Source organism: uncultured Litoreibacter sp., assembly GCF_947487515.1.
Taxonomy (GTDB): domain Bacteria; phylum Pseudomonadota; class Alphaproteobacteria; order Rhodobacterales; family Rhodobacteraceae; genus Litoreibacter.
Genome location: NZ_CANKWO010000002.1, coordinates 418,416 through 438,727, shown reverse-complemented (window position 1 = coordinate 438,727; position 20,312 = coordinate 418,416). Strand labels below are relative to the sequence as shown.

Annotated in this window: 23 protein-coding genes; 12 read left to right on the top strand and 11 right to left on the bottom strand. The window is 52.3% G+C overall.

Features of this window, described 5'->3' with window-relative positions; genetic code table 11:
- Window positions 1-86: 86 nt before the first annotated feature.
- Genes Q0746_RS07780 through Q0746_RS07760 form a run of 5 tightly spaced genes read right to left on the bottom strand, consistent with a single transcriptional unit; the run spans window position 87 to window position 4,253 of the window.
- A complete protein-coding gene (locus Q0746_RS07780) occupies window positions 87-1,919 on the bottom strand; it encodes a hypothetical protein (RefSeq protein WP_298258927.1) in 1,833 nt (610 codons plus the stop codon).
- A complete protein-coding gene (motA, locus tag Q0746_RS07775; RefSeq protein ID WP_298258925.1) occupies window positions 1,916-2,785 on the bottom strand; it encodes a flagellar motor stator protein MotA in 870 nt (289 codons plus the stop codon). The genes Q0746_RS07780 and motA overlap by 4 nt, the downstream gene beginning before the upstream one ends.
- Window positions 2,786-2,820: 35 nt before the next feature.
- Entirely contained in the window at window positions 2,821-3,384 is a 564-nt protein-coding gene (locus Q0746_RS07770) for a hypothetical protein (protein ID WP_298258923.1), read from the bottom strand.
- A complete protein-coding gene (locus tag Q0746_RS07765; protein WP_298258922.1) occupies window positions 3,384-3,755 on the bottom strand; it encodes a hypothetical protein in 372 nt (123 codons plus the stop codon). Before Q0746_RS07765 ends, Q0746_RS07770 begins: the two co-directional genes overlap by 1 nt.
- Window positions 3,756-3,764: 9 nt before the next feature.
- On the bottom strand, window positions 3,765-4,253 hold the full coding sequence (locus Q0746_RS07760) for a flagellar basal body-associated FliL family protein (protein ID WP_298258920.1): 489 nt from the start codon (window positions 4,251-4,253) through the stop codon (window positions 3,765-3,767).
- Between the two features lie 117 nt (window positions 4,254-4,370).
- Between Q0746_RS07760 and fliF the strand changes: the two genes are divergently transcribed.
- Genes fliF through Q0746_RS07735 form a run of 5 tightly spaced genes read left to right on the top strand, consistent with a single transcriptional unit; the run spans window position 4,371 to window position 8,089 of the window.
- Window positions 4,371-5,993 (top strand): flagellar basal-body MS-ring/collar protein FliF, encoded by a 1,623-nt coding sequence (gene fliF, locus Q0746_RS07755; protein ID WP_298258918.1) that lies wholly within the window; start codon window positions 4,371-4,373, stop codon window positions 5,991-5,993.
- Window positions 5,990-6,586: a hypothetical protein gene (locus Q0746_RS07750; RefSeq protein WP_298258916.1), complete on the top strand. Its 597-nt coding sequence runs from the start codon at window positions 5,990-5,992 to the stop codon at window positions 6,584-6,586. The genes fliF and Q0746_RS07750 overlap by 4 nt, the downstream gene beginning before the upstream one ends.
- On the top strand, window positions 6,579-6,857 hold the full coding sequence (locus Q0746_RS07745; RefSeq protein WP_298258914.1) for a FliM/FliN family flagellar motor C-terminal domain-containing protein: 279 nt from the start codon (window positions 6,579-6,581) through the stop codon (window positions 6,855-6,857). The genes Q0746_RS07750 and Q0746_RS07745 overlap by 8 nt, the downstream gene beginning before the upstream one ends.
- Before the next feature lie 50 nt (window positions 6,858-6,907).
- Window positions 6,908-7,600 (top strand): flagellar type III secretion system pore protein FliP, encoded by a 693-nt coding sequence (gene fliP / locus Q0746_RS07740; protein ID WP_298259706.1) that lies wholly within the window; start codon window positions 6,908-6,910, stop codon window positions 7,598-7,600.
- A complete protein-coding gene (locus tag Q0746_RS07735) occupies window positions 7,601-8,089 on the top strand; it encodes a hypothetical protein (RefSeq protein WP_298258912.1) in 489 nt (162 codons plus the stop codon). It begins immediately after the preceding gene.
- A gap of 64 nt (window positions 8,090-8,153) precedes the next feature.
- Here the strand turns inward: Q0746_RS07735 and Q0746_RS07730 are convergent, their stop codons facing one another.
- Window positions 8,154-9,053, bottom strand: coding sequence for a rhodanese-related sulfurtransferase (locus Q0746_RS07730; protein ID WP_298258910.1), 900 nt, complete (start codon window positions 9,051-9,053; stop codon window positions 8,154-8,156).
- 103 nt (window positions 9,054-9,156) lie between these two features.
- On the opposite strand from Q0746_RS07730, the gene pncA reads away from it, so the two are divergent.
- Both pncA and pncB read left to right on the top strand, forming a co-directional pair.
- Window positions 9,157-9,765 (top strand): bifunctional nicotinamidase/pyrazinamidase, encoded by a 609-nt coding sequence (pncA, locus tag Q0746_RS07725; RefSeq protein WP_298258908.1) that lies wholly within the window; start codon window positions 9,157-9,159, stop codon window positions 9,763-9,765.
- Window positions 9,758-11,050: a nicotinate phosphoribosyltransferase gene (gene pncB, locus Q0746_RS07720; RefSeq protein WP_298258906.1), complete on the top strand. Its 1,293-nt coding sequence runs from the start codon at window positions 9,758-9,760 to the stop codon at window positions 11,048-11,050. The genes pncA and pncB overlap by 8 nt, the downstream gene beginning before the upstream one ends.
- Here pncB and arfB read toward each other — a convergent pair.
- Together arfB and Q0746_RS07710 are read right to left on the bottom strand one after the other, a co-directional pair.
- Window positions 11,047-11,469 carry an alternative ribosome rescue aminoacyl-tRNA hydrolase ArfB gene (gene arfB, locus Q0746_RS07715; protein ID WP_298259704.1) on the bottom strand — a complete coding sequence of 141 codons (423 nt, stop codon included), beginning with the start codon at window positions 11,467-11,469 and terminating at the stop codon, window positions 11,047-11,049. The genes pncB and arfB overlap by 4 nt on opposite strands.
- Window positions 11,470-11,511: 42 nt before the next feature.
- Window positions 11,512-13,662 (bottom strand): DEAD/DEAH box helicase, encoded by a 2,151-nt coding sequence (locus Q0746_RS07710; RefSeq protein WP_298258905.1) that lies wholly within the window; start codon window positions 13,660-13,662, stop codon window positions 11,512-11,514.
- A gap of 188 nt (window positions 13,663-13,850) precedes the next feature.
- Here Q0746_RS07710 and Q0746_RS07705 point away from each other — a divergent pair, with 188 nt between their 5' ends.
- Entirely contained in the window at window positions 13,851-14,192 is a 342-nt protein-coding gene (locus tag Q0746_RS07705; RefSeq protein WP_298258903.1) for a RidA family protein, read from the top strand.
- A 236-nt stretch (window positions 14,193-14,428) separates the two neighbouring features.
- Here the strand turns inward: Q0746_RS07705 and Q0746_RS07700 are convergent, their stop codons facing one another.
- Window positions 14,429-15,055: a queuosine precursor transporter gene (locus Q0746_RS07700; RefSeq protein WP_298258900.1), complete on the bottom strand. Its 627-nt coding sequence runs from the start codon at window positions 15,053-15,055 to the stop codon at window positions 14,429-14,431.
- A 247-nt stretch (window positions 15,056-15,302) separates the two neighbouring features.
- Between Q0746_RS07700 and Q0746_RS07695 the strand changes: the two genes are divergently transcribed.
- Entirely contained in the window at window positions 15,303-16,724 is a 1,422-nt protein-coding gene (locus Q0746_RS07695) for a DUF4123 domain-containing protein (protein WP_298258898.1), read from the top strand.
- A gap of 5 nt (window positions 16,725-16,729) precedes the next feature.
- On the opposite strand, the gene Q0746_RS07690 is transcribed toward Q0746_RS07695, so the two are convergent.
- Window positions 16,730-16,930, bottom strand: coding sequence for a hypothetical protein (locus tag Q0746_RS07690; protein WP_298258896.1), 201 nt, complete (start codon window positions 16,928-16,930; stop codon window positions 16,730-16,732).
- Between Q0746_RS07690 and Q0746_RS07685 the strand changes: the two genes are divergently transcribed.
- From Q0746_RS07685 to Q0746_RS07675, 3 genes are all read left to right on the top strand, one after another.
- Window positions 16,921-18,072: a hypothetical protein gene (locus Q0746_RS07685; RefSeq protein ID WP_298258894.1), complete on the top strand. Its 1,152-nt coding sequence runs from the start codon at window positions 16,921-16,923 to the stop codon at window positions 18,070-18,072. The genes Q0746_RS07690 and Q0746_RS07685 overlap by 10 nt on opposite strands.
- 11 nt (window positions 18,073-18,083) lie before the next feature.
- Window positions 18,084-18,764, top strand: coding sequence for a hypothetical protein (locus Q0746_RS07680; protein WP_298258892.1), 681 nt, complete (start codon window positions 18,084-18,086; stop codon window positions 18,762-18,764).
- 106 nt (window positions 18,765-18,870) lie between these two features.
- The gene (locus Q0746_RS07675; RefSeq protein WP_298258890.1) at window positions 18,871-19,551 is read left to right on the top strand and encodes a hypothetical protein; all 681 of its coding nucleotides are present in this window, start codon (window positions 18,871-18,873) and stop codon (window positions 19,549-19,551) included.
- A 320-nt stretch (window positions 19,552-19,871) separates the two neighbouring features.
- Here Q0746_RS07675 and Q0746_RS07670 read toward each other — a convergent pair whose 3' ends face one another.
- Complete coding sequence (locus Q0746_RS07670) at window positions 19,872-20,306, bottom strand: lytic transglycosylase domain-containing protein (protein ID WP_298259702.1); 435 nt, start codon at window positions 20,304-20,306, stop codon at window positions 19,872-19,874.
- Window positions 20,307-20,312: the final 6 nt, after the last annotated feature.

Here is a 20,312-nt window from a genome sequence, read left to right as displayed (position 1 = left end):
CAGTTTGTGCAAAATTAGATAGAAGGGGCTCTGAAAGATTAGGCCACCCGGGTGTTGCACAATGATAGGCGAATTGATGTTGTGTTTTAGTTAATTGGTACGCGGTTTGCTATTGTCTCTGCAATGTCTGCTCTCAACTTTGAACTTTCTTGAGTAATGATCCTGGCTTGCTGAAGAGAGCCGTCGATTGGAGGTTGAGGGCGATTACTGCTCGCGGGAACGCTTTCCTTGGAAGTCGTTGATTGAGAGGGCGTTTCTGATCTATATTTGAGTATGAATTGATCCGAAAGTTTATATAATCCAACTTCACGTAATCTTTTTGATACTTCGGCTCTAGCGTCGAAGCTTAACGTTTTTAGGTCAATATTATTTTTAAGTAGTATCGAGAACTTCGCCAAATCGAAATTGCTTCCATTTTTTAAGGCTGCGCTCACAATATATGGGATTGTGTCACCCCTTTGGTCTAAAAGCTCGTTCTCCAAAGCTAATGTGAGAGCAAGCGTAAAATCACCTTCCAGTGCCGCGTTTCTTACTAACGAAGATTGAATTTGAGGAACGATAGCATCTCCTGCTTGTTGGACAGCGAAGGATTCAGCGATGACTTTAATATCCCCATCGATCGGGGTGCCGCTCTGAAGGTTGCGATCCATATACTCCAATAAGGCTGGAGGAGTATCTATGTTCCCTTTCGAAATTTGAGTTTCCAACTGAGGAACGGTAACGTCCTTAAAGTTATAGGAGAGAAGATCTTTAGCCTCTTTGCCTCTAGATGCCTGCTTCGTCAACACGCTTGCTGCCACGTCCTTTCCCTCTGCGAGCAGTCTCTTAGAAAGCCTAGGAGCCAGCACTGTCTGCAACTGATCAGGTAGCAGGGCGAATGATTTCAAAATGATTTTGATTTGTGGTTCAGAAATTTCCGTATCTTCGGCACTCATCAGTGCGGCCCATATTGCGTTGGATCCGGTGCATCCATTCAAGGGTATGTTGACCTTTAGTTCATTTAACATGTTTCCCTCTAGTAGGTTCGCAATAGGTAGTATGAGGTCATCATTGTGTCTGTGCTGGCTAAGAGAATTCAGAGTAGAAATAGCTTCGGCACCCATTGAAAAATGCAAGTACAACCGCGCCAACTTGTGCGCCGTTTTAGTATGGACAGCATCGAACTCTCCTACCAATTCTCGCCTCAGGTCTGCGAGTTGAAGAGCGAACGGGTCAGATGTTCCCCAGTTTTCTATGTCCCCGTGCCGAATTGGCGGGCACTTCAGTTTGATCAACGCGGGGTTGTCGTTCTTTTGTTCCGAAGACTCTGCAGTTGTTCGGCTTCGCATTCGAAGTTGTGATATTGGGACGGGCTCGTGGGGCCGAATTGTAAGGCTTTGGGAACTATCTGTGAGTTGAGATATCGCCGATGGATCTAAGATTCTTTGGTTTGAGGCGGTGTCTATACTCTTTTCCAAAGCACTTCGAAGATGGCGAGTTGCGGCAGATGTTTCGTTTTTGCTAACCATTTCGTTAGGCGCGAACCAATTTGCGTATTTGGGAGCCTCCAAACGAAGCGTGGGCGATGAGGCGGCGACGTCAATGATATCGATCTTCAGCCCGACTCCTGAAATGGGTGACACTTCAACCGAGCAGTTGCACCCAAGGGTTAGAAGGAGTTCGCTATCTGTTTTTTGAATCTTTTTCACGCGCGTCTGCGGAATGAATGTAAACACGCTTGAAGTGTCAAAATTTGAAGACCATCCGAGAAGTGAGATAGCTACATTGTCACCTGTTTTAGTTTTTTCCCATTTAGGAATGTCACCCGTATAGATGACAAGCCTAGAGAATTCTTTGTGCTCTCCAGATTTTACAAGCGCAGGCTTAGCAAACAGGGAGAGTGGAAAACAGATAGCAATCGCCAAAATAGTGAACTTCATGCGGCATCCTTTCGCGCGCCTTTGAGTGCCTCTTCCAGTTCGGAATAAGTAGGGCGAAGGGTACTAGGGGTGTTTTGTCGGCCGACTTCTATACACATGTTCACAGAATGCATGTGGAGATTTGCTACAAGTATTTCTCGTATTAATGATTGAAAGTTTCCTTCGTCTTCAGTGACTGTTTGTATTTTTGCTGCGAATGGGCCAATGAATCCATATGCCAGAAACACGCCCAAAAACGTTCCAACCAACGCGCCACCGATCAGTTTCCCGAGAATTTCGGGAGGTTGGTCAATTGACCCCATTGTCTTGATAACACCCAATACAGCCGCCACAATTCCCAAGGCGGGCAGCCCGTCAGCGATAGTTTGCATTGCATGACTTGAATGCAGTGCATGGTGGGCATTTCCTTCGATCCGTTTTTCTAAAACTTCTTCCACTTGGTGTGGGTCGTCATAATTCATTCCCGCAGAGCGCAGGGTATCGCAAATGAGATTTACGGTTTCATGATCGCCAAGAATTTTTGGATACAATCCAAAAATTGCAGAGTCTTCCGGGGCTTCGATATGTGGCTCGAGTTCCACAGGACTCCGTCTTGCAACGCGTAGCAACTCTGACAACAAGCATAAAAGGTCCTGGTAATCCTGCTTCTTCCATTTTGGACCTTTGAAAACTTTACCAACATCTTTGACAGTGTGTTTCACTCCGGCGAAATCATTACTAATAAGGAATGCTCCCAGCGCAGCTCCCCCAATCATTGTGAACTCGAAGGGGAGCGATTTCAGGATGATACCCATTTTACCCCCAGCGGCGAGATATCCTCCGAAGACCATTACAAAAACGACAATTATACCAACGATTCCAACCATTTGTTATGCTCCTTCCTGTGTTCTATCGAGGGTAGTTACTGCTTTGGGGCGTCTGCATTTCGACCGGCAAGGACAACGCTTATCGCATATGCTTTTTCTGCGGATAAACCGGACAATATTCCGGCAGCCACTGCTGGAGGCATTTGGCTGAGAAACCCTGATGCAAAGTCAGGGCTCATTTGTTCAAATAACAAGGCGGCATCCTTCGGTTTCATGGATTGATAGACGGCTGTTAGCTGGCCAATGTCATCGGAAGAGGCACTATCTACGCGTTGTATGGTTTGGGCTAGTTTCGCTTCTGCTGCTTCAACTCTCTCCAGGTTCGCCAAAATGTCAGCTTCGGCTTGCCGAAGTTTTACTTCACGTTCCGCCTGGGCCTTTTCAAGCAAATCAATGCTCTTTGATCTTTGGTTTAACATTGCCATCAATTCTTGCGTTTCTGCATCGGTGACGCATACAGCCTCAACTGGAAGCTCTTTCGGGCTGGACGCAATTGCAAAGCCAATGGACCCGAGACGAATGCTTCCTGATAGAAGTAACATTGAAACTATGAATGTAAGCACGCCTCGAACGGTCTTATTCTTTCTTGAATGCGCCATTATGATGCCTGCCTTGATGCGTTTCGAACAAATAAGACTTCATTCGTGGGCTGTGGTTGCTCATCTGGAATTGGATCATCATCCGTTTCCGAAAGGTCTTGCAGTGCGGCAATCATCAGTTCTAACCGTTCAGAAACCTGTGTCGCAGCAGCGGTTCTAGCTTCAAGTTGTTGTGCCGAATCGCTAGCCGTGTTTTGAGCAGAAGCTAGGGCTTTGGTCATTTCATCTACTTGACCAGATAGCACTGCAATCGCGGATCCTAGATCCTGATCTAGCCCCTTTAAGTTTGAAAGTTTTCGCGACAGAACAAAGCAATAGATTGCCGCTGCGATGGCCCCAAAGCCAAGAAGGATGTCGGATAAGAAATTCATTCTAAGCCCTCATGAAAATACGAATTCGGTAATGAGAAGATCGCGCACATGACCTTGACCAGTTACGATTTGAATTCGACGTAACATTTGTGCGCGCAGTCTTATGAGTGAAGCAGGGTTTTCAAGTTCGGCCAAATCTACTGCACGAAGATAGCCGTTCAATACGTCCAAAATTCTGGGCATGAGTAGTGCAACATCGTCAGTTCGTTCGGGGTCCACCTCAAGTTCAGCCCGGAAACGCAATTGCCGCGATCCAGATCGACCGACAGTTATAACTATCGGTTCTATCGGTACAAAACTAATAGCAGGAAGAGGTTCTGTTTCCTCATGAGTAGCCTCAACTTCTTCAACAGGTGTCGGTGCGAGAATCATACCGCTATACGCCGCGAAAAATGCCCCGCCACCACCTGCGATGGCCAAGACCAACCCCAAAATAAGGCCGAGTTTTCCCTTTTTGGGAGGTGCATCTTCAGTTTCACTATCTGTTTCATCAGCCATTTGATTCTCACCAATTTTTTTCAGGTATAAGCTTCAACCGACTAACCGATTGTTAAGGCTGATCACTTTATGTGGGTGTCAGCGAGTTAGAACGACTCGTTTTAGGAGAGGTTCAACGTGCAGCAATTTCAAGATATTTGGACTGCTTTGGATGGGCGAAAACGAGTAACAGTAATCGGCTCTGCCGTTCTCGTAATGCTTGGTGTGCTATTTTTAACGCGAGTCGCTGCGACTCCGAATATGGGGCTGTTGTTTAGCGGTTTAGCACCGAATGCCGCAGGCGAGATTATTGAGCAGTTGGAAGGGCAGGGCGTTGAATTCGAAGTGAAGGGGGGCGCCATCTATGTAGATGAAAGTCGTCGTGACCAACTGCGCTTAACTTTGGCAGGCGCAGGTTTGCCCGCCAACGGCGGCGATGGATACGAGCTTCTTGATGAGCTCAGCGGATTTGGAACAACGTCTCAGATGTTTGATGCGGCATATTTGCGCGCAAAGGAGGGGGAGCTTGCTCGGACAATCGTTGCGAACCCCCAAATCAGCGCCGCAAGAGTTCACATTGCCCAGTCGAGTCAAAGTCCCTTCCGCCGTTCAGCCCAGCCAACTGCATCAGTTTCTATTCGTGGGGACGGTGGAAACATTCAGAATGGCACTGCTGAGGCTATCCGCTTTTTGGTGGCCTCTGCTGTGTCGGGGCTTCAACCTGAAGATGTATCAATTATCAACGCTGACCTCGGGGTGATTATTGCTCACGCAGGAGCAGAAACTCCTGTGCGAACGGCGCTTGCTCATGGAGATAGGCTGAAGAAGAATGTGGAACGATTGATGCTTGCTCGAACGGGTGTCGGTGGCGCAGTTGTTGAAGTGAATGTTGATACGCTTACTGATGAGGAAGTTATTGTCGAGCGCAAGGTCGACCCCGAGAGCCGCGTTGCAATCAGCACAAACACCCAAGAATCTTCCAGTTCTTCGAAAAATCAAGGCGGTGGCGGAGTAACTGTTGCAAGCAATTTGCCGGAAGGTGGTGGTCAGGGCAATGGGGAGCAATCAGGGCAAGATTCTGATACCCGCGAGATTGTTAACTACGAAATCTCCGAAACCACCCGCGAGGTCCGACGGGTTGCGGGGTCGATCAAACGCATTACGGTTGCGGTACTTGTCGGAGGTACCAAACGGGTCGATGACAGTGGCACAGAGGTTTGGGAGCCTCGTAGCGAAGAAGAGCTTCTTGCGTTGGAAGCTTTGATCAAATCGGCCGTCGGCTTTGATGAGGAACGCGGCGATTCGGTTACCCTACGCTCTATGGATCTTTCTCCTGATCCGGCGCTGGCGGAATCACCCGAAAACGGATGGGTCACGTCGCGCCCATTGGATGTGATCGGGCTCACGCAGATCGGGGTTGCTGCTGCTGTGGTGCTGGCGTTGGGTCTTTTCGTTCTTAGGCCGATACTAATGTCTGCTAGCACACAAAGGCCCCCGCTTAATGAACTCCCACCGGTTGATTTACTCGCCGGACCGCAATCGGCACCGGCTCTACCAAACAACAGCAGTTCCAACGCGGACGCGCCGGCTCTCACGTCTGGGGCGCTGACTGCTTCGCAGTCCGGTCAAAGTGTCACGACGCTTCCTGCACAAATTGAAGATCCCACAGAGCGGTTGAAAGCTTTGATAGACGAGCGTCAGGACGAAACGGTTGAAGTGTTGAAAAGCTGGATTGAAGAGCCGGAGGTAGCATTGCAATGACCCAGATACCTTTCTTAGAAGACTTTGCTTCAGCCAGTTCCAGTGTGGCGTCGCATCAAAAAACTGCTGGCGATCAGTCCAGTGAGGCGCGAGCTTCCTTTGATGAAGGTTACAAATGTGGCTGGCAGGACGGGGCAGCGGCCAGTGAGACATCCGAGAGCAATGTCCGAGAATCTCTTTCATCGGCTCTTCAAGAGTTAAACTTCACCTATTTTGAAGCCCGTGAGCATGCAATGCAATCTATGCGGCCCGTGTTGCAGGCCATGGTTGATGTGGTTCTGCCGCAGATGTTAGCCGAAAGCCTCGGGGCTAGGGTGGTTGAAGTACTGGATGACGCGGCTCAAACGATTGATGCGCCAGTGTCGATCTCTTGTGCGCCAGAGGTCGAAGACCTGCTTCGCGAACTTGTCACAGATGTTGTGAAATTTCCTCTGACTGTCGAATCTGAACCGACGTTAACCGCTTCGCAAGCGATTCTGCATCTCAATGACGGACAGACGCGCGTCGATCTTGATGCGACTTTAGACTCACTTCGAAAAGTGATCGATGCATTTTTCGAAGTGTCCGACGAAAGGGGCGAAAAACATGCCTGAGCCTGACAAATCGAAAGACGACATTTTGCAGGGCGTCAGTGTCGACCTTCGAGTTTGCGTGGGGTCGGCCTCCCCAACGATCAAGGAATTAATGGAGCTGGGGCCAGATTCAGTGCTGCCACTGCAAACACAAATTGACGACCCAGTGGAGCTTTTCGTGGGGGATAAACTCGTGGCAACCGGCTTTTTGGAAAGCTCTCCCGATGCTGAAGACGGTGGTTTATCCGTGCGCTTGATTGCTGTGGGTGATCCCGCGGTAGGGTTAAAATGAAGCCAATCCACCTGCGCGGAAAATGGTGGGTCTTCCTGTTGATTGCCGGGATGTTTTTTGTGTCTCCGGCCTTTGCACAGGACGTATCGATTTCCTTAGGGGATGAGGCCTCTCTTAGCGGGCGCGCGATGCAATTGATCGCGCTTATGACGGTTCTCAGCCTTGCGCCGGGAATTGCGATCATGGTCACCTGCTTCCCATTTATAGTGACTGTTTTGTCCATCTTGCGTCAGGCCATCGGCCTGCAATCGGCCCCACCGAACATGTTGATCGTAAGCCTTGCATTGTTTCTGACATATTTTGTGATGGATCCGGTTTTTACAGCAAGTTGGGAGGCGGGTTTGAAGCCGTTGAATGACGGGTTACTGACTGTAGAAGAGGCGATCCCCAAGGCTTTGGAGCCTTTTCGTGGTTTCATGGCGGCAAGGTTGGATTTGGAAACTTTTCAAACCTTGGCAGAGCTCCGTCCTGGGCAGGCTGGGACAGGCCCCCCCCGTGAAGCGTCACTTTCGATATTGGTTCCGTCCTTCATGTTGAGCGAAATCGAACGGGCCTTTCAAATAGGGTTTCTTGTTTTTCTTCCCTTTCTCATTATCGATTTGGTTGTTTCTGCGGTGTTAATGTCGATGGGGATGATGATGGTGCCTCCCGCGATTGTTTCACTGCCCTTCAAGTTGGCCTTCTTCGTTGTCGCCGATGGGTGGAGCCTCATTTCAAGTGCCTTGGTTCGGAGTTATTTATAAATGTCGCAGCAAAGCGAAAAATCATTAGTACAGCAGGATGCACAAGCAACGCCTCCGACGTCCAGTCAGGTTAAAAAGGCGCGTATGCTGGTGTCTATGTTGGGGGCGGATTTTGCGAAATCTTCTCCTCATCCGTTTTTCCGAGAGTTGGCGCAAACAGCCATTCGCCCGATAGATGTCAAAGCGCCGCCGCCGGACATGAGCAAAACACTCGCAAAATTGGTGCGCCGGTTGGCAGATGCCGAGAAGGGGCGTGTCCGGTCGACGCCTGCGAAACGGACTGCGCCAAAATTGGAAAAAGCTAAAGCAGTTTCCCCAGACGCTACGCCTCAACCAATGCAAGACGTGAGTATTATGGCGCAGCATCCAGCCTTAATCGCAAAGCATTTGGTCAAACTGCCAACAGCACAACAGTTGGATGCTTTGCGAAAGCTTCGGGGTCAGACCGCACGTCAAGTTGCCATCTACTTGGGGGAGTTGAAGACCTAGATAACATGCTACGCAATGCTCGGGAATTGACCAAGTCAGAGCAGGTGTGAACTGAAACGGGTGACTAACCTATATGTGTTTCGCCGCGTTTGCTTGCCAGTTTGATCTGTTTTTGGCGCTCTCGAAATCGTTGTTTGTCGGAGTCACTTGTCTCGGCATGACAATGGTGGCAGCTGACACCCGGTTCGTAGTTTTCGTGCCGTAAGTCTTCGGGTTGAAGCGGGCGGCGACAGGCATAGCATAGCTTTAAATTGCCTTCCTTTAATCCGTGGCCAACGGACACGCGGCCGTCAAAGACAAAACATTCGCCATCCCAAGTGCTGTCGGCTTCTGGGACTTCTTCGAGGTATTTTAATATCCCACCTTGGAGGTGATATACATCCTCGACGCCTTGCCCGAGCAGGTAGTTCGTCGACTTCTCACATCGAATGCCACCGGTGCAGAACATGGCCACTCGCTTGTTGTGAAAGCGATCTTTATTGGCCTCCCACCATGCGGGAAACTCACCGAAGCTTTTGGTCATCGGGTCAATGGCACCTTCAAATGTCCCGATGGCAATCTCGTAGTCGTTGCGGGTATCAATGACGGCCACATCTTCTGACTGGATAAGGGCGTTCCAATCTTCCGGTTTCACGTAGTGCCCGGTGCGTGCGCGAGGATCTACATCGGGCTGGCCCATTGTCACGATCTCGCGCTTCAAACGTACTTTCATTCGATTGAATGGCATCTCTGTAGCTGACGATTCCTTGTGCTCTAGGTCTGCGCAGCCTGGCAAGCTACGAAGATGGCTCAGCAAGGCGTCAATGCCCGCGCGGTCTCCGGCGACAGTTCCGTTGATCCCTTCATTTGCGACAAGCAATGTGCCGCGTATTCCAGCCTTTGCGCAAAGTTCCACAATGGCGGGGCGCAATGCATCCGGATCAGAGAATCGGGTAAAGTGATAGAGTGCTGCAACTGTAAACATAGCCCCGCTTTACGACCGTGCATTGCAAGGATCAAGTGCGGGCAGTTGACGCAAGGCGGGCATAGGCCTAGCAAGTTCAGGCGAAATCCTAGGAGGATGAGATATGCGTGCAGCCGATGAGGCTTTGATCGTCATCGACGTTCAGAATGATTTCTGTCCGGGCGGTGCATTAGCTGTCGCGGGGGGGGACGAAATTGTTGACGGCATCAACGCGCTGATGCCTCAGTTCGGAACCATCATCTTAACTCAAGACTGGCACCCCGCGGGGCATTCGTCCTTTGCGTCGTCTCACGAAGGAAGCGAGCCGTTTTCTGTGGTTCAAATGCCTTATGGTCCGCAGGTTTTATGGCCAGATCACTGTCTGCAAGGGCGCGAAGGGGCAGAGTTTCACCCAGACCTTTCGGACAGCACAGCGCAAGCAATTATTCGAAAAGGGTTTAACCCTGATGTGGATAGCTATTCCGCGTTTTTTGAAAATGATCACGTGACGCCAACAGGGCTCGAAGGTTACCTGCGAAGTCGCGGAATTTCGAAGGTGACAATCGTAGGATTGGCCTTGGATTTTTGCGTCAATTTTTCAGCAGTCGACGGGGCAAATCTGGGGTTTTCAGTGGCGGTGGACGTCGGCTTGTGCCGCGCCATTGATATGGACGGATCGTTAGATGCAGCTCTTGCGGGAATGGGTGATGCAGGAGTGCAGTTGAATGGTTGATATTGCTTCGCGAGTTTACAACCATAAATGGAAAATTGACCCTATTGTGCGGTCCTTGATTGATACAGATTTTTACAAGCTACTGATGTGCCAATCGGTGTTTCGCAACAAGCGCGACACGAATGTTACGTTTTCGTTGATCAATCGCAGTAAAGACATTCGGCTGGCCGATCTGGTGGATGAGGGCGAGCTGCGCGAGCAGTTGGACCACATCCGCTCATTGTCGCTGTCCCGCGGTGAAAGCACGTTTCTGCGCGGCAACACCTTCTACGGCAAACGTCAGATGTTTCGCCCCGACTTTATGGAGTGGTTTGAGAATGTCTCTTTGCCGCCCTATCATTTGGAAAAACATGACGGTCAGTATGAGCTGACGTTCGAAGGTAAGTGGCCAGAGGTTATGCTTTGGGAAATCCCTGCACTTGCCGTGCTGATGGAATTGCGCTCGCGTGCGGTGTTGCAGGATATGGGCCGGTTCGAGCTGCAGGTTTTATATGCACGTGGCATGACACGCCTTTGGGAAAAAGTCGAAAAATTACAAAGTGTTGAAGGCTTGCGCCTTGCTGATTTTGGCACCCGACGTCGGCACAGTTTTATGTGGCAAGACTGGTGTGTTCAGGCGATGCAGGAAGGGCTGGGGTCGAAATTTGTGGGCACCTCCAACTGTCTGATCGCGATGCGCCGCGAGGTAGAAGCAATCGGCACCAATGCCCATGAATTGCCGATGGTTTACTCGGCGTTGGCGCAGAGTGACGAGGCTTTGCTGCAAGCGCCATACGATGTGTTGGCCGACTGGCATGAGGAACACGAAGGCAATTTGCGCATCATTTTACCCGATACATATGGAACCGACGGTTTTCTTGCCGGTGCCCCTGATTGGCTTGCGGGGTGGACTGGTATTCGCATTGATAGCGGTGATCCCGCGGAAGGCGCGGAGCGCGCCATTCGCTGGTGGAAGTCCCGAGGCGAGGATCCTTTGAAGAAGTTGGTGATTTTCTCCGATGGGTTGGATGTCGACAAAATCGTCGAGCTCCAAGCGCAGTTCCGCGGTCGGGTGCGGGTCTCCTTTGGTTGGGGAACTTTGCTGACCAATGACTTTCGCGGCTTGGTTCCCAACAACGCCTTGTCGCCGTTTTCGCTGGTGTGCAAGGCGGTGTCGGCGAATGGCCGTCCGACTGTTAAACTGTCGGATAACCCGCGCAAAGCGATGGGACCAGCTTCGGAAATCGAGCGCTACAAACGGGTGTTTGGGGTGGGTGAACAAGACGACATTGACGTTGTCGTCTAGTCGTCATCTTTCACCTTGCCGCGTAAGTTTTTGACTTCGCCGCGCTGCTTCTTGCTGGCGATTCTGCGGCGTTGAGACCCCAGTGTCGGGCGCGTTTTGATCCGGCGCTTCGGGGTTTCGAGTGCCTTGAGGATGATCTCTCGAAGGCGGGTTTCGGCCAACTCCCGATTACGGGCTTGAGAGCGCGTATCTTGCACGAAAATGATTAACGCACCTTCAGTGGTCCAGCGACGACCGGCCAGTCGCTTCAACCGTGTTTTCACAGGTGCTGTCAGGTTTGGGGATCTTTCTGCCTCGAACCGAAGTTCGACAGCCGTCGAGACCTTATTGACGTTCTGCCCACCCGGACCTTGGGCGCGGGTAAAGCTTTCGGTCAGCTCCCAATCTTCGATGGTTATGGTGTCATTCACGCGGATCATGGGGACTTGATACCCCATGATCCTTGCCGTGAATACGTCAGATTATGGTTTGCCTTTGCCCCGCTTCGGGGTGGCGCCGGCGCCTTTGTTTACTCGCGGCTTCGTTTTACCGCCCGGAGGAGTGAAGCGTTTAGAGGTGTCATTCGCGCTGGACGAGGGGCGTTTGCCCGCAGGTTTTCCGCCTTCTGACTTCTTGAACGGCTTCTTGCCACCAGGCTTCTTGTCAAAGCGTGGCTTATCACCGTCGTTCTTGCGGAAAGGTTTGTCACCGTCAGCTTTCTTGAACGGTTTCTTTCCACTGGGCTTTTTGTCGTAATCCGGTTTGTCGCCGCGTTTTTCATAGGGCTTCTTGTCGTATGGTTTCTTGTCGCCCTTCTTTTCGTATGGCTTCTTCTCATAGGGCTTTTTGTCGCCTTGAGATTTATGGCCGGTGACAGCCCCTTTCGGGCGTTCATCCGCGATGCTTTTGCCGGACTTTGGCTGCTCGGTCGCGGCGGGGCGTGGGGGCGTGTCGTAGTCGCCACCACGGTGTGGTTTCTTGTCGTAAGGCTTTTTGTCGTATGGCTTCTTGTTGAAGCTCTTCTTGCCGCCGCCGCCCTTGGGGCGCGGCATGGACGCAAAGTCAGGTGCTTTCTCAAGGCGGGTCACAATCGCACCGTCTTCCAGCTTCATGTCTTCGCCAAGCGCTCTTAAGAAGCCCTCTTCGGATGTTTTCAAAATTTCGACGAAGCTGGCATTCTGCTGGATGCGGATTGCACCAATGTCATCTTTCGTCAGATCGCCAGCGCGGCACATTGCGGGCAACAACCAGCGTGGTTCCGCATTGTCGTTGCGGCCAACGGAAACCGAAAACCACACGCTTGCGCCGAAGGCCGGGCGTTCTTTCGGTGCGTCGGAGCCGCTTGGTGCCAAGTCTTCTGGAGCAGACTGACGCTCGCGGAACAGGCGCGTGTAGGCAGTTGCCAGTTGTTCCGGAGAGAAGCGTTCCACCAGTTTTGCGACCAAACCTGCTTCGCTGTCTGATGCGGTATCGTTCCACACGGGATCATTGAACAGGCGTTCTTCGTCACGGGCGTTAACGTCATCGGCAGAGGGGGCATCGCCCCATTCGGCTTTGACCTTTGCACCCTGCAGCAGGCGTTCGGCTTTGCGGCGCATCTTGGCGGGCACGATCAACGCGCTCACACCCTTGCGACCGGCGCGACCCGTCCGGCCAGACCGGTGAAGCAATGTTTCGTGGTTGTTTGGAAGCTCGGCGTGGATCACCAGCTCTAGGTTTGGCAAGTCGATCCCGCGGGCCGCAACATCGGTTGCCACACAGACGCGGGCGCGACCGTCACGCAGGGATTGCAAGGCGTGGGTTCGCTCGTTTTGGCTAAGCTCGCCTGACAGGGCCACGACCGAGAACCCACGGTTGGAAAAGCGGGTCGTCAAGCGGTTGACCATGGCGCGGGTGTTACAGAACACAATCGCCGTTGGGGCCTCGTAGTAGCGCAATACGTTGATCAGGCTGTTCTCGGCGTCGCGTGGGGCAACGGCCATAGCGCGGTATTCAATGTCGGAGTGCTGGCTGTTTTCTGCCTTCGTCGTAACGCGGATGGCGTCTTTCTGGTAGCTTTTCGCCAAACGCGCGATAGAGGCCGGAACGGTTGCCGAGAACATCAAAGTGCGGCGTGTTTCGGGTGCCTCGGATAGAATGAATTCCAAGTCTTCACGGAACCCTAGGTCGAGCATTTCGTCGGCCTCATCCAGGACCACGGCGCGGGCTTCACTTAGATCGATAGAGCCGCGTTGGATGTGGTCTCGCAAACGACCCGGAGTGGCGACGACGATATGCGCGCCACGGTCCAATGCACGGCGCTCGTCGCGCATGTCCATGCCACCCACGCAGGATGCCACAACCGCACCGGCCTTTGCATAGAGCCACATCAACTCGCGCTTCACCTGCAAGGCCAATTCGCGGGTCGGTGCGATGACCAAAGCCAAAGGTGCGGCCGCGCGGTCAAAGCGCTGCTCTTCGCCCAGCAGGGTTGGTGCGATCGCAAGCCCGAAGGCCACGGTTTTCCCCGAGCCGGTTTGCGCAGATACCAAAAGGTCTGCGCCAAGGTAATCGTCGTCGGTTACGGCTTTTTGTACAGGCGTCAGGTCGGTATAGCCGCGCTCTGTCAGCGCGTCTTGAATGGATTGTATCACGGGTCACTCTTTTCTGTGCAGGGCGGAAAGGGAACAGCAGCCACCCCTATTTGGCCACCAAACGCGGCCCGAGCCCTGAACGCGCACCGCAAGTGGGGGGCAATACGCTGCTTGTGCAGCATTGTATAGGGGGTGCGTGCAATGGGCACAGGGGTTACGGTCCGCGGCAGCAACAGGAGACAACATAAATGATTGAGAGAATTGAAACAGATGCGCGTGCAAGCACGGTCGTGAAGCACAATGGCGTGGCCTATCTGTCTGGGCAGGTTGGCGAGGGCAACGGCATCAAAGAGCAAACAGAGGAAACGCTGCGACGTGTAGATGCTGCGTTGGCTTTAGCGGGATCGTCACGCGAAAAAATGCTGCGCGCCACGATCTGGCTGGCGCATATGTCTGACTTTGCCGCGATGAACGAGGTTTGGAACGCATGGGTGCCGGACGGCCATGCCCCTGCGCGGGCCTGCGGCGAAGCACGACTGGCGCGACCGGAGCTATTGGTCGAAGTAACCATTGATGCGGCATACGATTAATCTGGCAAAGCAAAGGGCGCCACAGCAACGGGCGCCCTTTGACGAGAATTATGGAGGTGGGTCAGGTTGATCCTGAGACCGGTACCTCGGTGTGGGTTAGGGGGCTGCCCCTAGACACGCACCTCCGTACCTTGCCTGACACGTTGCTCCAATATCACTCTAGACATGGACACCTCCTTTCAATGGTTGCTGATACCAAGAATGGTGCCACATCTTGTGGATAACTCAAGAGTTTTCTACGCGATCTTGTGTGAAAATTTTCTAACAATGATGCGAAACGGGACCAAAGCGATCAAGGCAATGGCCAGTTTTACCCCCCAATCGGCAACGGCGAGTGACACCCAAAGTGGCAAAACCGCGCCTTGACCAAGAAGCGGAACACCTTCCCAAGCCCATGAAATCGCTGCGTCATTTTCAGCCCCGAACAGGGTGACGGAGGCAGAGAACGCAATGGTGAAGAACAGGGCAGTGTCTACAATGGACCCGACGATGGTCGACGCCAGTGGGGCTTTCCACCACTGACCTTCGCGCAGACGGTCAAAGATCGATACATCCAGAAGTTGAGCAGTCAGGAATGCGATGGCAGAGGCCACGGCGATACGAAGCGGTACAGCAGGCCCGTATACCAGCATGATTTGCGACCCGATCAAGGAGCAGATGATGCCCACGATGAAGCCCACAAAAACCACCCTGCGCGCAGCAGAGGCGCCGTAGATGCGGTTCATCACGTCAGTGACGAGGAATGCGATAGGGTACGTAAATGCGCCCCATGTAAGCCAATTTCCCAGCAGGTATTGAACAAGGACATTGGAGGCCACAACAGTGAGGGCCATGGCAAGGATGCCAGGAAGAAGACGTGTCATAATGTAATTCCGTTTTGACAAGGTAGCGGAGACTTGATGTTCAGTAGGCGCGTTTAGGCGAAGTGCTCGGGCGGGGCAAGGATTAACGCAGTATAGTGGCTTGGTCGAAGGCTGACATATGCCGCCGCTATCTACATTTTCCTTGGGTTCACGGGGACGTTGCCATTGCGCCAACCAGATCCCAGTATTGTTCTTGCGAATTTTCTGACGTAATATAGCTCATTATTTTTAAAGAACTTTTGTATTTTTGGGTGATTGTATCAAAACCGATTTAGAAGATTGCTGGACGCAGCAATTTGGCGCACCGATTGTGCCGCCTGAGCAGAATCTAAGCATTGAGGTCATCGAGGACGTTGAGCCGCTGGATGCGCAATTTGGCGTCATGTCTCCGAAGATCGTGCCAGATGCCCTACGCGGGCCGTTGTTCGGGCAGCCACGACCGGCGAATGCCGATCTGCAGCAGGCGGAATCCGACAAGCCCTCGGGTCTGCCAAAGCAAACTTATGCAATCCTCGATGCAGCCAAGGTGCCTGGTTTACCTGAGCTGTTGCTAGCATCAGGGTTGGAGCACCGTTGCCTCTTTGTGGGGGCAGCCCAGAATGACCTTGCCGATGTGGCTCCTTGGATTGTTCGACTGGAAGACAGTAGCAGTTTTACTCGGAACTTGTTCACACGGTCCGAAGCTACTTGGCATATTTGGGACAATGAGCCTGGTATTTACCTACGGTCACGCGGATCATTCGACGATATATGGGGTCATTTTCGAAAGTTCACCAAGGTGACCGACGCAAATGGAAAGCCTCTGTTCTTCCGGTTTTGGGACACCGTAACTGCGCGCATCTATTTCTCAGGCATCTGCGCCAATCCGACAAGAGTTGAGCAATTTTTTAGATTGCCCTCTGGCCCGTCAATTGAGCTCATTGTCACTGATCCAGTGCAGAACACTTTGCACTTGAGGCCTCCGGTCGTGCGAAATTCCAAAAGGGTTTCGAGAAATGTCATCTTCGAGGAAGACGATCATCGTCTAATGAGGGAGGTGAGTTATTCCGCCTTGTCGAACGAGATCGCATTGTGGTTGCCCTTGGAGTACCAAGACCAATTCAACGGGGTTTCAAAAACCAAGCTGGCATCAATTGCACAACACGTCGTCTCAGTGGGGCGAGCATTCAACTTAACCATGAAAGAAGACTTCTCCTATTTGGCTCAGATGATGATGACGATGGGCGGTTGGTGTTTTCAAGATGGAATTCCTATCGCGGTATTGAACATCCTAAAGGATTCCAACGCAACGAAAGCCAAGCGGCTTGCAGATGTGTTCTCCAGCGCCCATGAGACAACACCCCAAGCAGAGCTTTTGCGACAATGGCCTGAGGTGCGCGATCATCTCGCGGGGATTCCCCCAGATCACCAGATGACACCTGACCAGTTTAACGCTTTCAGGGCGAGGTTCTTCGCAAGTCAAACGCCGAACCTATCGGCTGTGCTTTCTGGAACAAGAACACGGTTGCAAGAATTAGGGCTTTCGGACCAACAGCAAGAGGGCAAGGCAATTGTGCTTTCCCTCATTTTGGGGCCGCGTTTCTTTGAGGACCCTTTTAAGCCGTGGGCGCAACTTCCCGCCGAGCAGGCCATTGATGCGGCTTGGAATTCTACGTTAGGATCAAATTAATATGGTTAAACCAGTTCAGCCCCAGACAGTGCAACCAGTCTCAGTTCAAGCCCAATCCCAGACAGTGCAACCTGTGGCGCCGGAGGTTGCACAATCTGTTCCAGTCGCAACGGCGGCACCTGTTGTTCCTGCTCAGTCACTTTCTCCAATCGCCCCGTCGGGGCCGGTCGTGTCCCAAGCTCCTTGCTGTCCGGACGTGGCGACATTCGAAGGATCCACCGGCCCTCGGTCCAGTTATTTTGGGTTTGACGACAAAACAAACCTGGTCGCCAAAGTGGGGGCTGATGAGTACTGGGTTCCTCCGACAGACGCCAAAACCCTGCCCGGCAGCAAAGAAGATCGGGACGGTGCGCGGTGGGTGTCGGTTGGGGTAGGTCGTGAGGCGCAAGTCGAGATCAACTTTGGAGGCGCATTTACGAACACCTGTTTGGGAAATTGCACCTATGAGATCGTGCCCGCTACCGTAGCGGAAGTATCCAGCCCATCCCCTACAGCGTCGGGCGTGGCGTTCAAAATCAAGGGCAAAGCCGCAGGTGAAGCGAGTGTAAAGGTCATTTGCGACGGCCAACTGCGCGGCTATTTCCATATCTGGTGTGTGCAACCAGCTGTTATCCATCTTGACGTGTGTAGTATTGTGACAACTCGCACCTCTACTGGTGCCTATACTTCTGCGGGACTGAAAGCTGCGCTAGACGAAATTTATAGACAGGCTGTTATTTCATTCGATATAAATGATTTAGGCGTTCTTGACTTTACAAGCGATGCGGCCATGGCAGCGTTTGAGACTCCATTTTATTCGACTGGGCAGTTCAAAAAAACCACAGCCGCGTTGATCGGGCTTGATCTTTTTGCCAGGCGATCGCTTTCAGCGCGCGCTGCAATCACAAACCCTGCGCTTAGAGCCTCTTTGGCGAACACAAATTTGCCTCGGCCAGACGCTATGCGACTGTATTTTTATGTGCCAACGGTCGGAGCAAACGGGCTGCTGGGGTCCGTAATCAATATGGGCAAATCCCCCGCCTTTACCACGACCAACTCCAGTGGGGTGTGGCAGAACGCGACGGCTCATGAGTTGGGGCACTCACTTGATATGGTCCACCCTAACGATACCGCTACGGCGGGTGGAGCATCACGTACAGCGCAGTTTCCAGCACATCACTTAAGTAGCCTCGGGGTAGCAGTCCCCGCACTTCCAAGCACTAACACCGAACCAGCCGTCCCTTCAACTTCCAGCCATAGTAACATTATGAAGGCCGACCCTCTTAATTTAATGGGATACTTGTCAAACAGGCCTATCACCAAGCCGCTGCGCTATCGGCAGTGGAAAAATTGCCGTCGTACGGCATAGGAGAAAATCTGATGGATTACGATGCTCAACTCGCTCATTTCTGTGACCCCGTTCTTGTGGCTCAGGTAGAATCCTTCGACCCCACAGTCTTTACAGAAGAGAGCCCGCTATCAGCGGCAATGCAGTCCGGCGGCGGCCGTGCCTGCGCTGAGGCGGTCGTAAAGTACCTCACTCTGCGCACGGGTCCGCATTTCAGCAACCGCGCGTCACAAATCTACCTTAGCGGCGTCTCAAATTATCATCCGACACTGGTAGAACCTTTGCGCACGGACGTCACTGAGGCAATCAAGCGACTACCCTACAGCAAGGACATCGCCTTCAACATATTCACGGCGCTGCGTATTCACCGCATCGATATTCGGGATCATTTTGAGGGTAAAATTTTGTCGGATTGGAACTTTAAACACCCGCGCGCGCCAGACGCAGAGCGCTGGCAATACAACCTTTATCTGGCGCAATTTGGTGACCAACAGGCCGTTCAGGCCCTGTCTGACAAAATTGCCGCGACGACCTACGGAAATGACGTACAGATACTACTCGATGACCTCTCCAACCTTCACAACCAAGATGCCAAACGTATATTCGAAGCTTATCGTGATGATCAGCGAACCGGCGACGCCCCAAATGGTCCGGGGGCGACAACCGCAGAATTTGTAGCCCTTTATCTGCAGCTGCACGACTGGTCCAAGTAAACGCCAACAGTTCGGATTTTCGTCGAATATTTCTAGCCGAGAACCGTTGCGCTATCGGCAGTGGAAAAGCTGCCGCCGCACTCCATAACCTAAAAGGCAAATCAAAATGGACTATGACGCAGCTTTGCTAAATTCGTGCCCGGTTGAAATCGTTGCAGAAATTAAAGAGATGAACATTCAATCCGTGCCACAGGCCAATTTCGTCAACTCTGCCTTGCAAGTTAACGCCTCGCAAGAATGCTATAATGCAGTCGTAAGTTGGCCAACGTTGAATGTTAATGCGCAAACAAATAGCCAGCTGATTGGATATTGGCTCGGCGGGTTGCTGGACTATAGAGGAACCCTTCCTTTGGATGTTCGTGCAGATTTGCGCGATGCATTCTTACGTATTGGCAACCAACCAGAGCATTCGAAATGGTATTTCCTCGTACTGCGGCGCCATGGAATTGACATCCGTAATGAGTTGAAAAGTTGGATCGTCCCAAACTGGGCATTCAAGACCCTCCCAAATCGTCCAGAAGCACACACTTGGAATTATTTCGTCTACCTTGCCTCTTTTGGAGATGCCGCCGCTTATGAACAACTTGAAAGGCGTGCGGCGAGCGAAGCCTCAGGAAATCTTGCTCTCGGTCTCTACGACAGTCTGTACGAACTTGGCACCTCCGAGGCGCGCCGCATCCTCGAAGCAAAACGCGCCGATGAAAGACAAGTTTTTAGTCCAAGTGGTCGAGCGTCGCCTCTTGGAGAATTGATCTCAGTGAACCTTGATCTGGGGCTGTGGCAGTAACAAATCATGGATAACAACGCCGTCATACCTTTACTATCCATTCTCTGGATCGAATTCGCTGGGCTATTGCTTTTTTCATGAGGGGGTTCTGGCAGCTTCTCATAACGCGATGGCCGCAGACCCACTAAATCTGCTCGGATATTGGGGGGACAAGCCTACCAGAATGCCGGTCGCTGCCATCAATGGTCACAGAGTTCCAGTCAATATCTACACCGCAAATACGAGTGTTTTTCGCCCTTTGGGCTTTGTTCATTCAATGGGGCTTGTGTCTCAACATAAAGTCTAGATCGGGTTTGGGGAGGACGAATTTCGAAACTCCACTAGCCGGACCGAAGCCCTGTCTCGACCAGTTTTCCTTGCCGTTTCGCCTCATAATAGTAGCCGCGGGAGTACCATTTTACCGCCGTGTCGAAGTCCCCATCTGACAACAGCCACGCGCCGCGCAGGTATTTGACGGCGTATTTTAAGTTGGTCTCCGCATCCAGCAAGCTTTCTGGTGGGCCGCGGTGGCCCATGGTGCGTGCGGTCTCGGGCAGGATCTGCATCAACCCGTAGTAGGGCCCGTTGCGGGCCTCGGGGCGGTGGGTGCTTTCGCGGATAATTTGGCGATGCACCAAGGCGCGAGGAACTTCATAGAGGTCGGCGTATTGGTTGATTAGAACGCGCAGCTCTGGCGTCTCGTTCGGGTGCAGCGGGATGGTGTCTGCGCGGGAAACCGGTGTGGGATCGGGGGTGCCACCACCACAGGCGGTCAACCCCAA

Coding starts and splice junctions, on each gene's coding strand:
- Q0746_RS07780 (WP_298258927.1), bottom strand. CDS start 1,919: ATGAAGTTCACTATTTTGGCGATTGCTATCTGTTTTCCACTCTCCCTG.
- motA (WP_298258925.1), bottom strand. CDS start 2,785: ATGGTTGGAATCGTTGGTATAATTGTCGTTTTTGTAATGGTCTTCGGA.
- Q0746_RS07770 (WP_298258923.1), bottom strand. CDS start 3,384: ATGGCGCATTCAAGAAAGAATAAGACCGTTCGAGGCGTGCTTACATTC.
- Q0746_RS07765 (WP_298258922.1), bottom strand. CDS start 3,755: ATGAATTTCTTATCCGACATCCTTCTTGGCTTTGGGGCCATCGCAGCG.
- Q0746_RS07760 (WP_298258920.1), bottom strand. CDS start 4,253: ATGGCTGATGAAACAGATAGTGAAACTGAAGATGCACCTCCCAAAAAG.
- Q0746_RS07750 (WP_298258916.1), top strand. CDS start 5,990: ATGACCCAGATACCTTTCTTAGAAGACTTTGCTTCAGCCAGTTCCAGT.
- Q0746_RS07745 (WP_298258914.1), top strand. CDS start 6,579: ATGCCTGAGCCTGACAAATCGAAAGACGACATTTTGCAGGGCGTCAGT.
- fliP (WP_298259706.1), top strand. CDS start 6,908: ATGTTTTTTGTGTCTCCGGCCTTTGCACAGGACGTATCGATTTCCTTA.
- Q0746_RS07735 (WP_298258912.1), top strand. CDS start 7,601: ATGTCGCAGCAAAGCGAAAAATCATTAGTACAGCAGGATGCACAAGCA.
- Q0746_RS07730 (WP_298258910.1), bottom strand. CDS start 9,053: ATGTTTACAGTTGCAGCACTCTATCACTTTACCCGATTCTCTGATCCG.
- pncA (WP_298258908.1), top strand. CDS start 9,157: ATGCGTGCAGCCGATGAGGCTTTGATCGTCATCGACGTTCAGAATGAT.
- pncB (WP_298258906.1), top strand. CDS start 9,758: ATGGTTGATATTGCTTCGCGAGTTTACAACCATAAATGGAAAATTGAC.
- arfB (WP_298259704.1), bottom strand. CDS start 11,469: ATGATCCGCGTGAATGACACCATAACCATCGAAGATTGGGAGCTGACC.
- Q0746_RS07705 (WP_298258903.1), top strand. CDS start 13,851: ATGATTGAGAGAATTGAAACAGATGCGCGTGCAAGCACGGTCGTGAAG.
- Q0746_RS07700 (WP_298258900.1), bottom strand. CDS start 15,055: ATGACACGTCTTCTTCCTGGCATCCTTGCCATGGCCCTCACTGTTGTG.
- Q0746_RS07690 (WP_298258896.1), bottom strand. CDS start 16,930: ATGTCGCCACGTCCGGACAGCAAGGAGCTTGGGACACGACCGGCCCCG.
- Q0746_RS07680 (WP_298258892.1), top strand. CDS start 18,084: ATGGATTACGATGCTCAACTCGCTCATTTCTGTGACCCCGTTCTTGTG.
- Q0746_RS07675 (WP_298258890.1), top strand. CDS start 18,871: ATGGACTATGACGCAGCTTTGCTAAATTCGTGCCCGGTTGAAATCGTT.